General features: G+C 71.8%; 7 protein-coding genes. All 7 read right to left on the bottom strand.

Annotated features, from left to right (window positions below; all coding sequences use genetic code 11):
- Nucleotide 1: 1 nt before the first annotated feature.
- Genes F9K07_RS09870 through F9K07_RS09840 form a run of 7 tightly spaced genes read right to left on the bottom strand, consistent with a single transcriptional unit; the run spans nucleotide 2 to nucleotide 15,275 of the window.
- Complete coding sequence (locus F9K07_RS09870) at nucleotides 2-4,828, bottom strand: hypothetical protein (RefSeq protein WP_159592171.1); 4,827 nt, start codon at nucleotides 4,826-4,828, stop codon at nucleotides 2-4.
- A gap of 50 nt (nucleotides 4,829-4,878) precedes the next feature.
- A complete protein-coding gene (locus F9K07_RS09865; RefSeq protein WP_159592168.1) occupies nucleotides 4,879-7,182 on the bottom strand; it encodes a hypothetical protein in 2,304 nt (767 codons plus the stop codon).
- A gap of 47 nt (nucleotides 7,183-7,229) precedes the next feature.
- The gene (locus F9K07_RS09860; protein ID WP_159592165.1) at nucleotides 7,230-8,219 is read right to left on the bottom strand and encodes a hypothetical protein; all 990 of its coding nucleotides are present in this window, start codon (nucleotides 8,217-8,219) and stop codon (nucleotides 7,230-7,232) included.
- A gap of 5 nt (nucleotides 8,220-8,224) precedes the next feature.
- The gene (locus F9K07_RS09855; RefSeq protein ID WP_159592162.1) at nucleotides 8,225-10,957 is read right to left on the bottom strand and encodes a phage tail protein; all 2,733 of its coding nucleotides are present in this window, start codon (nucleotides 10,955-10,957) and stop codon (nucleotides 8,225-8,227) included.
- Nucleotides 10,957-13,239 carry a putative baseplate assembly protein gene (locus F9K07_RS09850; RefSeq protein ID WP_159592159.1) on the bottom strand — a complete coding sequence of 761 codons (2,283 nt, stop codon included), beginning with the start codon at nucleotides 13,237-13,239 and terminating at the stop codon, nucleotides 10,957-10,959. Before F9K07_RS09850 ends, F9K07_RS09855 begins: the two co-directional genes overlap by 1 nt.
- Entirely contained in the window at nucleotides 13,240-13,629 is a 390-nt protein-coding gene (locus F9K07_RS09845; protein WP_159592156.1) for a GPW/gp25 family protein, read from the bottom strand.
- On the bottom strand, nucleotides 13,626-15,275 hold the full coding sequence (locus F9K07_RS09840; protein ID WP_159592153.1) for a hypothetical protein: 1,650 nt from the start codon (nucleotides 15,273-15,275) through the stop codon (nucleotides 13,626-13,628). Before F9K07_RS09840 ends, F9K07_RS09845 begins: the two co-directional genes overlap by 4 nt.
- Between the last annotated feature and the right edge of the window lie 3 nt (nucleotides 15,276-15,278).

Below are 15,278 nucleotides of genomic sequence, written 5' to 3'. Positions count from 1 at the left end.
ATCATTTAAACAACTTCAGCCCGCGCAGCGGCGAGGCACTGAGCACCTGGGCCTGGTCGAAGTGCACGCGCACGTCGGTGTCCAGGTCGATCTGCACGCTGCTGGTGTGCACCAGGCGGGCCGAGACTTCGCCCTGCCCCACGTCTTCCACCGTGGCGCGCGCCATGAGCTTGTCGGCCTTGTAGATCATGGCCTGCATGCCCACGCGCAGGCGGCTGTTGTCCAGCGCGGTGAGCGGAATGCGGCTGCCCACGCGCACGGCCGTCACCGGGCGCGGCAGGCGGCCGGCGACGATGCGGCCCACAGGCGCATGGCTGGCCAGCAACAGGGCCATGCGCACGACGTCATTGATGAGCGCGACCGCGTTGCTGTTGTCGGCCGGCACCTGCGCGAACAGGAAGTCGGTGTAGGCCTGCATCTGCTTGCGGTCCACGTAGCCGATCTCGCTCCAGCGCGGCAAGGTGCCGAGGTTGCGCAGGTTGGGCGCGTCGTCGAACTGCGACAGCTCTTCGGCCCAGTCGAGCCGGATCGAGGGCAGCACGCCGGAGAACTCGGCGTGCAGGCAGGCGCACACGCCCGCGATGCGCTCGAACAGTTCGCTCGCGCGGCGCGCGACCTCGCCCTTGCCGTGGTCGCCATCGATGATGTCGCCCAGCGAGATCACCTCCTGCGTCTCGCGCTGCACGCCCTGCCAGGTGGCGCTGGACAGGCGCTGCAGGTCGATGCGCTGCACCGCTTCGGCACGCACGCTCACGGCCTGTGTCTGGCGCACCAGCATTTGCCCAATGTGAACGCCGAGTTTGCCGGTGCCCGCGCTGGCCACCGGCAGCGCGCGCTGGGTGATCACGGTGCTGCGCAGTTGCGCGCTCTTGAGCGTGCGCAACAGCAGTTCGGGCCGGTCGATCTTCTGCAGGATGGCCGGCGCGCCGACGAAGGTGGACGCGGGCGCTTCGCGCAGCACCTTGAGCATTTCGTCGAGCTCGTCGGGCACGTCGTTGTGCTCGCGCAGGCACGCGGGCACCGGCGCTTCCATCAGGCCGGGGTCGAGCACGCGCTGCGGCGCGCCCGTGCCGTTGGCGGTTTCGCGCGGGCGCACGAAGGCCAGGTATTGCACCTCTTCGACCAGCACGCGCGCGCGGCGCTGGTTGACGGCCAGCACGCGCGCGGTCTCCTCGTCGAGCAAGGCGCGCGCCACGCCCACGTCGTGCCGGGCTTCGGCCAGGCGCTCGTCGGCCGCGCGCAGGCGCTGCGCCGTGACCTGCAATTGGCCCTGCATCAGATCCAGCGCCTGCTCACAGCGCGTGAGCGCGGTGCGGTAGAGCGTGAGTCGGCCTTCGAGCTGGCGCAGGATGGCGATGGTGTTGTCCGACAGCGCCACGGTCTGCGTGAACAGCACGGCTTCGTCCGCGTCGGCCGTGGGCGGCGGCTTGAGCAGCATGGCCTGGCGCTCGCCGTTGCCCAGGAACCAGTCCAGCGGGCGCACGAGATCGGTGGCGCCGGGCACGAAGGGATCGCCCTTCAAACCGCTGATGGGGAAGTTCTTCAGCATCGCAGGCGCTTCGCCGTTGTCTTCGTCGGTGAAGGCCTGCAGCAGTTCGAGCAGCGACATGACCGTGCGATGCCGGTTGGACAAGGCGTAGTCGCGCGCCTCGGTCGAGGGTGGCTGCTTGAGCCGGTCGGCGATGGCCGCGGTGCGCACCTCGGCCAGGCCCACCACCGGGTTGGCGTAGACGATGTTGATGGGCGCGCGCGGCGGTTGCAGCAGCACCATCTGGCTGGTCTTCTGGACCTGCTGCAGGTTGCTCACCATGGCCACGGTGCCGAAGTTCATCGCCAGCGCACGCGGCGCGGGTGCGGGCGCGGGGGGTGGCGGTGCGGGGGCGGCCAGCGCGCGCACCGCTTTCACGGAGCCGATGTACTCCTTGATCTGCGCCTGCACGGTGATCGCGCTGTCGGACTTGGCAATGGCGGCCAGCGCCGGCGAGATCGCCAGGCGGCTCGCGTCGGCCGTGCTCATCATCATCTGGCGCACGCGGTGCATGTCCACCTGCATGTGGGTGAAGCCGAAGTCGGTGATGTCGTCGGCGCGGTCGGCGCGCGCGCGCAGGTAGGCCATGAAGCCTTCGAGGCCGCGCAGCGGCAATTGCGCGCGCTCGCGTTCGGACAGCGGCGCGAGCGCCGGATCGTCGAACAGGCTGGCCACGGCGCTGGACTGGCCCACGCGCGCTGCGGGCGTGGGCTCGATCATGTCGAGCGCGCCGATCCACTGGAACGGCGGGGCCTGCACCGCGCCGGCCGGTGGCGCACCGGCGAACCACACGGTTTCCGCGCGCTCGCCCACCTGGCCCGGCACGGGCTGCGGGATCTTGCCGCAGGCGCCGAAGGCGGCGCAGCCGTCGAACAGGGAGAAGGCGATGCCGTTGACGGTCTGGCCCACGGCGTTGATGGCGCTGGCGGGCACTTCCAGCCGCTGCCAGCGGCCCAGCGCGGGCAGGCCGCCCTGGCGCAGGCGCGAGGGGGTGCCGTCCACCCCCCAGCCGATCAGGTTCTCGCCCCAATAGGCGCGCCGGCCCTGTGCGTTCCAATCGGCGCCCAGCTTCCACTGGATCATGAGTTCGCGCGGCGGGTCGTTCGCGTCGAGGTACACCCACACGAAGAGGTTGTCGCTCGCGGTGATGGCGCCCAGCGTGGCGCTCGCGCCCTCCAGGTAGTGCTGGTGCACGCCGGCCGTGGCCGGCTCCACGTGGCCGCCACCCGCTGGCACGCTGGTGGTGACGGTGGGCACGATGCCGTCGTTGAGCTCGAATGGTGCCCACAGGTCGTTGTGGCTGAGCAGTTCCCACGGTTCGTCGCCATCGGTGCGCGCGCCGCCCGGCAAGGCGTGGCCGAACCAGGCGCGTTCCACCGCGCCGCTGCGCGCCCCGCACACACCGAAGGCCGCGCGGCCGTCGAACAGGTTGAAGGCTATGCCGTTGAGTGCGCGGCCCGCCAGACCGACCAGGCTGGCGGCCAGCTCCAGGCGCTGCCAGCGGCCGGCCTCGGGCAGCGGGCCCACGTGGTAGTGCGCCGCTACCTTGAACGGGTGTGCGCCGGTGTTGGGGCGCCCGGCGGGCAGCAGGTCGTCGCCCCAGTAGGCGCGGTGTTCCCAGCCTGCGGCGTCGCGCCATTCGAGCATCAAGCAACGCGGCGGGTGGTCGGCATCGAGACAGACCCATGCGATGAGCAACTCGCTCGCACTGGGCGTGAAGGTTTGTGTGGCGCCGTCGAAGAAATGGCGGTGCGCACCCGCGCGCAAGGCGCTCACATGGCCACCGCCCACGGGCGGTGGTCCCCAGGGCACGAGGCTCTCGGGTTCGAGGGCGAGCGGGTCGTCGGCCGGATCGGGCACGGCCAGCACGCGCCCGGTGAGCGCCCGGTGCAACAGCGCCTGTTCGCGCCGCAGGCCCTGGCGGCCCCCGAGTTCGCGCGCGCGGCGCAGCACGAAGGCGTCCACCGTCTGCTGGAATTCGGCGGCCACGTTTTCGCGCTGCAAGAGGCGCGGCTCCCACGAGGACTGCGTGACCGGCACCAACAGGCGCAGGCGCTCGGGCGCGGACATGTCGAACGCGGCCAGCGGCGCGGCTTCGCGCATGGCGAGGTCGAGCTGTTCCATGGGCACGGGCACGGCGTCGAGTTCGAAGCCGGGCGGAAAGAACGGGCTGCTGAGCGTGGGCTGGTCGAGCACCTTGGAGAGGTCGAGCGCGCTGGTGGGCATGAGGCCGCAGGGCGGCAGGCGCAGAAAGGGATCGGCCAGCACCTCGGGTGCGGGCAAAGGCTCGCCCATGTCGGCGATCTGTTGCGCGAACTGCTCGATGCGCGCCTGCCACAGCGCGGGCAGGCGGCTGTTGGCGGCGAGGCCCACACCACCGCCGGGCAGCAGTTGCAGACGTTCTTCGCGCGCGCGGCCACCCTGGCGCACGACCGAGGCGCGGTCGACCCAGCGCGGGAGGAAGTCGGCGTCCAGCCCCACGAGGGCGATCGGCACGCCCCAGTCCTCCCACGGCAGGGCCTGGCCGTGGGGCAGCGCGGCCTCGGCGTCGAACACCACGTGGGCCAGCGCGTTGCGCAGGCGCAAGCTGGTGGCGGGCAAGGCGCGCCACTCCACCGGCCAGGGGTACCAGAGCAGACGCGCGCCGTCGGCCGTGCGCCAGTCTTCGAAGCTGTCGACACTGGCTTCGCCACCCTCGCCTTCGCCACAAGGGCAACGGTCGCAGGGGTCGTTCGGGTTGGCTTCGGAACGCGCCACGGTGATCGGCTGCAGCACCAGCACGCCCACGCGCGGCAGGCGCTCGCCCGCGCTCTCGCGCAGGTCGGCCAGCGTGAGCTGCTCGGGCACGGCGCGCGGGTGCACGATGCCCAGGTCGGTGGCCTGCTCGCCCTCCTCGCCTTCCTGCGGCACCAGCCACGCTGGCGGCGCGACCACCGGCAGGTCGAGCAGGCGGCACTCGGCGCGGCGCGCGAGCATCACGTCTTCCCCGCTGAGCGCCAGGCCCTGGCCGGGCTCGATCAGCAGGCGGGCTTCACCGAGGTTGCCCGGTTGCTCGGCTACCTCGCGCACGGCAAATACTTCGAGACCGCGCACCACCCCGGCGGTGAGCGCCTGGCCGCGCTGCGCAATGCGCCCGGCCTGCCAGCGCTGGCGGCCTTGCAGTGTGGGGGCGGTGAGCGCGCGGCCGGGGAACAGGTTGGGCCGGCGCAGCCAGTCGGTGGCGGCCTGCGAGGCGTCTTCGGGCGCGAGCGCCAACACGCGCTCGCCTTGCAAAGGATGGTCGATCCGTTCGATGCTCACGGGTGTTCTCCCTGGGAAGCGATGAATGAACTCGGCGGATGGCCCGGGCGTCAGGCCCTGCGACGGCCCGTCTTGGCTGCTTTGGCTGCCTTGGTCGCCTGGCTCGCCTTGGCGGCGGGCTTGCTCGCGGTCTTGGCGGGCGCCTTCTTCGCGGCGGTCTTGGCCACCGCCTTCTTCGCAGGCACCTTGGCCGCGGCCTTGGCGGCGACCGAGCGCGTGGGGAAGAGCACACGTTTGGGCCGCCACTCGGCCGTGGTCGCAACGACCTTGCGCAACTCGTCGGCGGGCAAGGGGCGGCGCGTCTCCAGCTTGATCCAATCCGCCAGACCCTCGATGCCGCCCGGGTTGGCGAGATCGGTCTGCACGCTCTTGATGATGGACGTGTCTTTCAGAAACCCGCCTTGCACCACCGGCTCGGCCAACAGGCCCAGCGCAGCGGCAGTGAGGAGGGGCGATTTTTCGAAGCTCGCGTCCGACAGGAAACGGATCACGGCCTGCGTGACCTTGGGCTCGGCATTCTTGTAGACGGTGGCCCATTCCTCGGACAGGCCCAGGCCTTCCAGACGCCGGAACAAACGCTTCTCCAAAAGACCATCGTCCACCGGCTCTTCGTTCCACTCGGTGTTGCTGGCGATGCGCAGCAGTTCGTCGGACGGGATCGGGCCTTCGGCCTCGCGCTTGAGCAGCATGAGCAGCGCGTCGTTCTTCTCCGGCGCGCTCAGCACGGCGGACACGCCCAGGGCCTGGGTCTTGTCGAGCACGGGTTTGCCGCCCTGCGTTTCGGCGGTGGTGATCGCATCGGTGAGCATGCCGAGCGCGGCGGCGGTGAGCACGGGCGATTCCTGCAGGCGCTTGCCCGCCAGCAGGCCGATGACCACGCTGGCCGCCGCCGGTGTGGCGCGTTGCACCACGAAGTCCAGCCGTTCGGTGAGGCCGAGTTCGGTGATGCGCTTGTTCAGGCTCACTTCGAGTTCGCGTTCGTCGCTGCCGCTGATTTCGCGGTAGCTGCCCACGAGGTCGTCGCGGTAGGCGAGATGGCGGCGGCGCACGAACCACAACGTGCCCAGCCGCGCCAGGCGCTGCCACTCGGCCTCGGCACCGCTGACCACGGGCGCCACGTCGGTCACGCGCGGCAGGCGCAGCTTCTGCAGCACCTCGAACGGGCGGCGCTGCGCAATGAGGTTGGGCGCCGCCGGCTTGACCAGACGCGTGGCCAGCGTGGCCGTGCCCAGGCTCAGGCGCGCGACCACCGCGCGCCATTCGTGGCGCGGCACCGGCGCGAGCACCATCACGGCGGTGGAATCGAGCGCCTCGGCCGAGGCGGTGAGGTCGATCGGCTGCAGCGCCAGCGCCTCTTCGATCAGCGCGGGCAACTCGTCTTCCGGGATGATGCTGAAGTCGACATCGACCTCGGCGGGGAAGTAGTTCTGCGTGAAGTCCTGCGCGTGGATCACACCGGGTGGCAGCGGCCCGGCTGGTGGCAGGGCCGGGAAATGCGTGCTCGCCGGAAAGCCCCGCCCTCCGCTGCGCGAGACCACGTCGGCCAGGTGCGCCTGGTGCTGCATCAGGTGCGCCAGGCGCAGGCCGCGCGGCGCGAAACCCAGGCCCGGCAGATCGCCCCTGTCGGCGCCGAGTTCGCGCCGCGCCATGGCCTCGTCGATCCACACCACGGTGTTGTTCTGCAGCGCGATCATGGCCAGGGGCAGCACATTGGCCGACACGCCGGCCGCCGTGTCCTGCGTGAAGATGGCGCGCGCCGCGCGGCCCCGGCGCGCGTCGAGCGCGTCGGCCGCGCCGTCGTCCTGCCAGGGCACGAGCACCACGGCGGTGGCCTCGATCACGTCGCCGTCTTCCACCGTGCGCTGGCCGGTGATGGAGGTGGGGTACGCGCCAATCGGGTTGGCGGTGAACTCCACCGGCCGCAGGGCCAGCACGAAGAGCCCGGTGCGGCTGCGCAGCGGCGGCACCGGCAGGCGCGACAAGCCGAACTTGGCCGAGAGCTGTTCGGCCACCGGGATGTTGGCCAGTTGCACGTCGATCGCGCGGGGCAACAGCACCAGTTCGCCCGAGGGCGTGACACCGTGGCCCGCCTGCACGCGCAACGTTTGCGGTGCGCCGCCTTCGTTCACGAACAGCCCCGTGGCCACGCCGCTGCCCGAGGCCTGGCCCAGGTCGGCTTCGCGCGTGAGGAAGTACTGCTGGTCGCGGATGAGATCGCGCGCGGCGAGAAAGCGGCCATCGAAATAGAACGGCCGCTCACGCCGGCTGTCTTCGATCAGCACGCCACTGGCGCGCAACCGCGCCACCTGGTCTTGCTGAATAGGTTGGCGCGCCGTGCCTTGGGTCAGGTTCATGGTGAGGCTCCGTGTTTCAAATGGGGGTCAGATTCCAATTTCAGGCGTCAAATGCCGACCCAGCGCGCCAGCACACCCGCGCCGGGCAGGAAGCGCCGGCCGAAGTTGTCGACCAGCACGGCGCTGCCGCTGCGCACGGTGGCGTCGCCCGCGTCCACCGGGATCAGCACGCGCGCGACGAACACCGCGCTCGCGTCCATGCTGTTGGGGTGCTCGGGGCCCGGGGTGAGCGAGCCGTCTTCGCGCCGGGTGTAGCCGTGCAGCACGGCGTCTTGCAAGGCAGCGCGGCGTTCGTCGAGGTCGGCGGCGGGATTGCCCATGGCGGCTTCGCGCGCCTCGCCCTCGGCTTCGGTTTCGCCGGGCAGCGCGGTGGCACCCGCCGGCGCGGGCAGTCCGTTGAAGTCGTCGTCGAGCCCTGGGCGTGCCACGAGCTGCAGTTCGTAGGCATCGCGCAGGCGCGAGACGCTCACCGCGTTGAGCGCATCGAACGGCCCGGCGGCGAAGGCCGGTGTGAGGCCTCGGGGACAGGCCACAAAGCGCAGGAACACGTCGGCCACCACGGCGCGCGCGGGCACCGGCACGGCAGCGGGCATGGCGGCTTCGGCGATGGCGCGCGCCGACAGGAAGCGCTCGGGCGTGGTGTAGGCCGCCTGTACCAGGCCGTCGCCGCCGTTGCGCGCGCGCTCGGCATCGAACCAGCGCGTCACGCGCAGGCAGGCCGCGCGCGGCAGTTCGATGAGACGGCCCAGGCGGTCCACCGCCAGGCCGGCTTCGACGCGCACTTCTTCGGGCCGCGCGGGGTTGTCGTCGTCGGCATCCTCCGCATCGACGGCGGGCACGTGCCCCACGCGCAAGCCCGCGAGCGTGCCACCACCGGCCACGAAAGCCAGCGCGCGCGCCAGGCGGCCGCGGTGGTAGGTCTGTTCGTCCAGGAAATCCTGCGCGTCCAGCAGCATGCCGGTGGCGTACACCGGGCGCTCGGCCAGGGGCTGCTGGACGAGCGGGTCGGCGGTGGTGGACTGGGTGGCGGTGCTCATGGGAATCACTCCTCCTTGCGCCGGCGCGGGCGCTTGCTGCTGGGCTGGCGGGGGCTGGTGCGCGCGCGCGGCTGGGCCTGCGGCGGCGGGATCGGGTCGTCGGACACCACCACCGGCGCAGCGGCTTCGCCGCGCAGGCGCGGGTCCAGCGTGGTGGGGCCGAGCACGAAGTCGCCCAGGCCGAGCACCGAGCGCTGCACGCGCGCGGCTTGCGGCGGCACGGCGCGCGCGAGGTAACTGTCCACACCCACCAGGCTGGCGACGCCGACCATGAAAGGCCAGCTCGCGGTGACCACGCGCACGTCCACGTGCGCGGGCGATTCGAGCGCGACGATGCGGCGGATGAGCCCCAGGTCCACCGCGTCGACTTCGCGGTGCACCAGCACCGTGGCTCGGTGCGCGAGGCGGCCGTAGAACTGGGCGATGCCGCGGTCCTGCGCAGCGCTCGTGGCCTCCTCGCGGTACAAGGCCATGAGTTCGCTGCGCTCCTGGTCGCCCAGCACCAGGGTGTCGCCCACCACCGAGTTGCCGCTGACCTGCAGGCCGGGCAACAGCGGGTCTTCCTCGTCGGACAGGTCCACGCCGAGCAGGGTGGCGAGCAAGCGGCGCAGGCGGAAGTCTTCGAGCACCACGACCTCGCCGCCGCTCACCGCGCCGCCCGTGGCCACGTCGAGCGCGAGCGCCAGGCCCCGGCGCGTGCCGTGCCATTTCGCGAGCTCGGGCGCGCTCTGCAACCAGGCGCGGCGGCGCGCTTCGGGCAGCGCCGGATCGAACGCGAGCCCGACCCAGGCGGCGAGCCAGTCGAGGTGCTCGGCGGGTGCGCTGGCCGGGTCGGTGAGCAGGTGGGCGCTGGCCACGCGGTCTTCGAGCGGTGTGAGCACGCCTTCGAAGTTGGCCAGCGTGCGCGCGAGGAAATCGGCCGGTGTGGCCTGCGGGCGGTACACGTGAATGGCGTGGCCCTTGAGCACCAGGCGCCAGCTGCGCGCGCTCGTGCCATCGCGCAGCAACCAGCTGCGACCGGCGCGCTCCACGTCCACGCGCGCGCCCTCGCCCACCGCCAGGCCGCCGATGGCCAGGCGTTCGACCAGGTCCGGCTCTGCCAGGCCGCCGAGGTCGAGCCCGCCGGCATAGCCTTCGTCGATGCTGTCCACGCGCTCGCCCGGCACCTGCGCTTCGTCGCCGAACAGCGTTTCGCGGTAGATACGCGGCAGGTATTGCTCGGCGTAGTTGAAGCGGTTGCCCCAGGCGCGCAGCGCCACCACCTCGGGGCTCGCGCGGCCATCGCCGTGCAGGTCCACGCGCACCCAGAGATAGCGCCCGGTGACCTGGCGCACGCGGCTGCGCGCGTTCTGCACCAGCACGCCGAAGAGCCCGCGCAGGCCGGGCTCGGGCGTCCACGCGGCCAGCCCCGGGTGCGCGGGCAGTTCGGAGCGCGCGTGTTCCCAGTTCGCCTGCGGCACGTGCGGCGCACGCGCATCGCGGCTGAGCGAGCGCACGTCGCGCCCGAAGGCGTGCGGGTGCCAGGCGTCGAGCCGGTCGGAGGCCGGCGGCTCGGGGTCGTTGGTGGCCGCGAGCCACACCAGCACACCGCAGGCCGGCGGAATGTGCGCCTCCAGGAACACGCGGTGCCACACGGTGGCGGGCGTGCCGCTGTCGATGAGCTGGGCCTGCAGCTGGTCGCCTTCGATGCGGTAGTTGGCGGCACCGCCGGTGCGCGCGAGGTTCGTCAGGGCCAGGGCGTGCAAGGGCTCGGCAGCGTCGCCCCGCACCGGGTAATGCGCGGCGCCCTCGGCACGGTGCACGAACGCGGCCTCGCGCTGGTCGGCGGCGAGCGGGAACACCTCGCCCAACGCGGTGATGTCGCCGCCGCCGCCACCACCGCCATCCCAGGCGAAGGCGGGTGCGTCCACGCGCGCGGGCAGGCGCACGGCGAAGCGCTCGCCATCGAGCCAGGTGATGGCATAGGCGTGCAGCGCGCCGCGCAAGGGGCGCATGGGGCCGGCGCTGCGCGTGGCCTCGTGCCAGCGCCGCACCCAGGTCTGGCCGTTGGCGTTCCAGCCCAGGAGCAGCAAGCCGCCTTGCGCGTGGCTGGCCAGGGCCAGGGGCAGGGCCGCACCGGTCCAGCCGGGCGAGACGGTCTGCAACGCGGGCGCGCGGCAGTTCTCGGGATCGGGGCGGAACACACCGGGGGCATAGTCGTCGGCCTGGGGCGTGGTGGCGGGCAGCGGCAGGCCGCTCAGGCGCGCGAGGCGCCCGCTCGCGCGTTCAAGCACCCACACGCCACCGTCCGGGTGCACGGCCAGGCGCCAGGGTTCAAAGCCAGGTTCGCGCACCTCGGCATCGGCCCAGCGCTGGCGCAGGTCGTGCATCCGCACACGGCCGGGCAGCGCGACGTACAGCACACCGTCGGTGCCGACGCACAGGTCGCTCGGCGCTTCGGGCAGCGGCAGTGCGATGGCAGCTTCGGGCAAATGGCTGCGCACCACGACCGCGTTGCTCGGCGCGTGCCAGGTGGCGACGGTGCCGTGGGTATCGAGCGCGCGCGGCACCACCTCGAGCGCGGCGCGCGCGGCCGCTTCGTTCGCCACCAGGTCGGCCGGCGCTTCGAGTTCGCGCTCGGAGGCCAGGCGCAACGCGCTGCAACCCGCATGCCAGCGCAGGTGCGTGCCCGCGTCGACCAGCGTGGGCCAATGTGCGGGGGCCTGCAGCGACCAGAAAAGGGATCCGTTGGCGTCCATCAGCACAACTCCGGTACCACGGGGACCGCGACGGCGTTGGCGCTCGCAAACGGATTGGGCAAGGCGCGCAGGTTCGTCGGCGCCTCAATGCCCTCCACCACCACGATGGACAGCAGCTCGGGCAGTTGCCAGGCTTGCAGGTTCAGCGTCTGCTGCGCGCCGGCCTGGTTGCGCGGCAGCAGGGCCCAGTCGGCCTGGGCACCCGTGCCTTGTCGTGCGAAGAGGTTCAGGCCGGTGACCTCGGCCACGCCGGCCACGCGCGAGACCTCCACTTCCAGCTCGCGCTCGCGCACCGAACGGCCCAGCGCCCAACCCTCACCATCGAGCCCGCCGGGCGCGAGTGGCCACAACAGCCGGCGCAGCGATTCGCGCACCTCGAAGAGCAGCTTGTCGCGCGCAAAACCTTCGCGCACACGCAGCGCCACCGACAGGCCCAGCGGCACGTATTCGCAACCGATCACATACAGCTCGGTGGCCAGGGGCACGCGCGCCGCCAGGTGCGCGTGCACGCGTTCGATGAAGGGGCGGTCGGGCCGCGGGTTGGGTGCGGGCGCCAGTGGCGCAGCGGGCAGCGCGAGCACGCTGACCACGCCCGGGATGTCGAAGCGCCGGTCGCGCGGCTTGAAGCGCGGCAGCACTTCGACGCGGCCGACGTCCACCGCCGGTGTTTCCAAGGCGAGGCTGCGGTAGTCCTCGGCCGTCACCGCGCGCTGCTGGTGGCGCAAGGTCGCGGGGATGCGGCGCTCTGCCTGCGGCAGGGTCTCGGCGTCTTCACCACCGTCCATGGGCAGGGGCTGGTTCACCTGCAGCGCGGGCGCGCGCTGGCCGTCGATGAGGGTGGCGCTGATCTCGCTCAGGCTGCCGGCGGGCAGGTTGCCGGCGCGGCCCCCGCCGAAGCGGCCTTGCGCCAGGCGCACGCGCATGAGGCGATCGGGCACGCGGCCGCGCACACCATCGCCAAAGCGCAGGCTGCCGGCTTCGGCGTCGAGCTCGAACGCGCCGGCCTCGCGGGCCACGCGCGCGTCGGCGCTGATGGCGGCGAGGTCGTCGACCCGGTGCCACGCCTGGTAGCCACGGCCACCGGCCTCTTCCACCTCGATCACCAGCGCGTGCGGATCGACCGAGGTGGCGGGCAGTGCAAAGGCTTGATCGGCCGCGCCGTTGCTGGTGCCGATCACCTGGCCTTTCAGGGTCACGCGCTGGTCGACCTCGACCGCATTGATGCCGAGCCACGCCAGCGGCAGGCGCTCCACGTTCTGGCCCGGGCGCGGGCGCAGGCGCAACCAGCCCACGAGCCGCGCGGCGCGCTCGGCGTCGTCCAGGCGGGGCGGGGCGTCGCCCACCCCGGCCAGCGGGTTCACGCCGACCTGGTTGGACGGCGCCCAGATCAGCGACTCGTCGGGCAGCGGCAGGCGCAGCGTGCCCGCGCGCGTGAAGCCCTGCGAGCTGTCGCTACCGGGCAGCGGATCGAGCGTGAGGTAGTCCACCGCTTGCGCACCGCGCCCGCGGACCACCATTTCCCACAACACCGGCACCTCGGCCGCGCGGCCCACTTCCTCGAACAGCGTGGGCATCTGCAGCGCGGGCACGATGCCCAGCGACAACAGCGACGGCGCGCCGGTGTCGCCGCCGCCGAGCGCGGCCAGCGCCGCTTCGTTGACGGTGGGCTGTTCGGCGGCGCTGGGCGCGGGCGGCGCGAGCAAGGCGATCCACAGCGCGCGGTCGGTGGAGCGCGCGAACACGTCAAAGCCTTGCGGCTCGGCGCGCCCTTCGGCGAAGACCGGCAGGGTTTCGTAGCCTTGTACCGCGCCGCTGATGCGGTGCACGCGCGAGAGGCCGCTGATGACGTCGGCCATGCGCGCGGCTTCGGTGTCGTTCAGGCGGCGCTTGATGTAGGCCTCGCCGGTGACCGGCAGCACTGTGGTTTCGTTGAGGGTTTCGAAGGGCACCGCGGCCTTGATGCGCGCGCCGGGCTGCAACGTGCAGGCGCGCAGCTCGGTGGGCTGCGCGTACGACAGGCCGACGATGCCGCGCGCCGGTTGCGCGGCGCGCAGGCGCTGGCCCAGCAGCTTGAGGAACACCAGGCGCTGGCGCTCGGGAATGAGGTTGGCGCGGTAGAGCAGCGCGTCGCCCAGCCACGCGAAGAGTTCGATCAGCGTGCGGCCGGGATCGCCCAGGCGCGGGTTGGTCCACTCAGGGGTGTGGGCCGGGATGCGCGCGATCAGGTCTTCGACGAGATCGTCGAAGCGTCGGTCGTCGAGGCTGGGTGGAACAATGGGCATCTAAGCCTCCAGTTGCACATTGACGTTCATGCGGCCCGGCGCGCCGGTGCGCGCCAGCCGGTACAAAATTTCCACCCGCAGGTGGCTGGGGGCCTCGGGCACCTCCCAGACCTCGACCGCGTCGAGCAGGATGCGGCGCTCCCAGCGCTGCAGCGATTCCTGCACCAGGTCGCGGATGCGCCGGCGCGTGGCGACGGTGTTGGGCTCGTGCAGCAGGCGGTCGAGCCCACCCCCGAAGTCGGCGCGCATGAGCTGCTCGCCCGGGCGCGTGCTGAGCACGATGCGGATGCCTTCGCGCACGCTGGCTTCCAGCGTGGGCCAACCGAGCTGGCCGTGCTCGTCGGGCACACCGAGGCAGGGAAAGCCGATGGGTGCGGCGCTGCGGTTCATGAGTCGCCTTTCTTGGGAAAGGGAATGCAGATCTTGATGAACGCCATCCAGCGAAAGATCAGGTCGAGCAGGCCGAGGATGATGCTCAGCATGATGAAGGCGCAGATGGTGATGATGGGAATGCTGAAGCTGCAGATCCAGCCGATGGTGATGCCGGCATCGGGCGGCTTCTTGCCCTCCAGCAAATCTTTGGGGTTGCCGCTGAGCAGGTTCTGCAAGGCGGCGGGCACGGCGAAGGAGACGTTGGGCTTGAGCGAGCGCAACAGGTTGCGGTCGCTCACGTCGGGCAGGCTGATGCGCACCGGCGGCGCGCCCGAGCCTTCGTACCACGGCGCGATCACGAAGGGCTCGGTGCTCGCGCTCCAGACGATGCGCGCCGGGCAACCGCACTCGGGCTTCAAGCGCACGAAGGCGCGCACCACGTATTGCGCAGCCGGGTCGTCGTAGCGGCCGGGCGCGGGGTTGAGTTGCGCAAAACGCTCGGCCACCGAGCGCGAGAGCGCCAGGCGCAGCGCCTGCGCCTGGTGGCTGGGCAGCGCGGGCCAGTGGGTGGGCATCTCTGGGCGAGGGGCGCTGGCATCGCGTTCGACCAGCACGCGCGTGGCCTGGCGCAGAAAGGTCTCGGCATCGGTGGTGCGCGCCACGGTTTCGTGCTCGCGCAACTTGAGCGGCAGGCGGATCGCCGCGAGTTGCTGGCGCAGCGCGAGCGCATGCGCGGTGGTGCCGTTGAAGGCGTTGAACTCGCCATCGAGCTGGCGCAGCAAGCGCAGCACGCGCTGCAGGCTGGTGCGCGCGCTGCCACCGGGTTTGAGCTGGTCCCAATGGGCGCTGGAGACGCCGGCCGGTTTGTCGGTGGTGGCGATCTCGGCGGCCTCGGCCCAGTCGGCATCCAGCGTTTCACCGTCGAGCGGAAAGTCCATCTGCTCGCCGCGCAGCGCCTGCACCAGATGGCTGCGGAAGTCAGCGCTCTCGGGGCCGAAGCTGCCGGTTTCGTCGAACGCGGCGGCGGTTTCCGCGAGTTCGCTGCTCACCGTGGGCACGATGCCGTAGTACACGGTTTTGCCGGCCGCGCGGCAAACCTCGGGCGGCGCGGCGAACATCGGCACCACGTGTTCGTTGAGCAGGGCATCGGGCTGTTGCAGATCGATGCGGACCAGCTCGCGGTCGATATCGTCCACACCGGTGCGGCCATGGCGCAGGCGCAGCGGGCCGGCCGGGTCGCGCGCGGGGCCGCCGATGCGGTCCACCGGCAACCAGCCCCGCAACTGGCCGCGCGATTGCATCCAGCCTTCCAGCACGGCCGTGCCCGCGCGCCGCACGCGGCGCACGACGAGGCCGGCGGATTCGACGCGCGCCGGGTCGATGCGCGGCGTGCCCGGCACGTCGCACCAGGCCTCGAACACCGCCAAGTGGTGCTGGCGTTGAATGGGTTGGAACAGCTTGAGCACTTGTCGCGTGTCGCGCGCGGCGGCGCGCGAGGCGCGCAGCTTGCCTCGGCCGGCTTCGGTGGTGAACTCGTCGAGCACGGCTTCGACGAAGTTGTCGTCCGAGCGCTGCAGGACCAAGGGTGCCGCGCTGGAGGCGATGCCACGCGGCGCGCCCAGGGCGACTTCGTGCGGCGGTTGGGTGATGAAACGCGGGGCCATGCC

It is taken from the genome of Hydrogenophaga sp. BPS33, assembly GCF_009859475.1.
Classification (GTDB): Bacteria; Pseudomonadota; Gammaproteobacteria; order Burkholderiales; family Burkholderiaceae_C; genus Hydrogenophaga.
The sequence above is the reverse complement of the archived record's forward strand: the minus strand, read 5'-3'. Positions and strand labels throughout refer to the sequence as shown.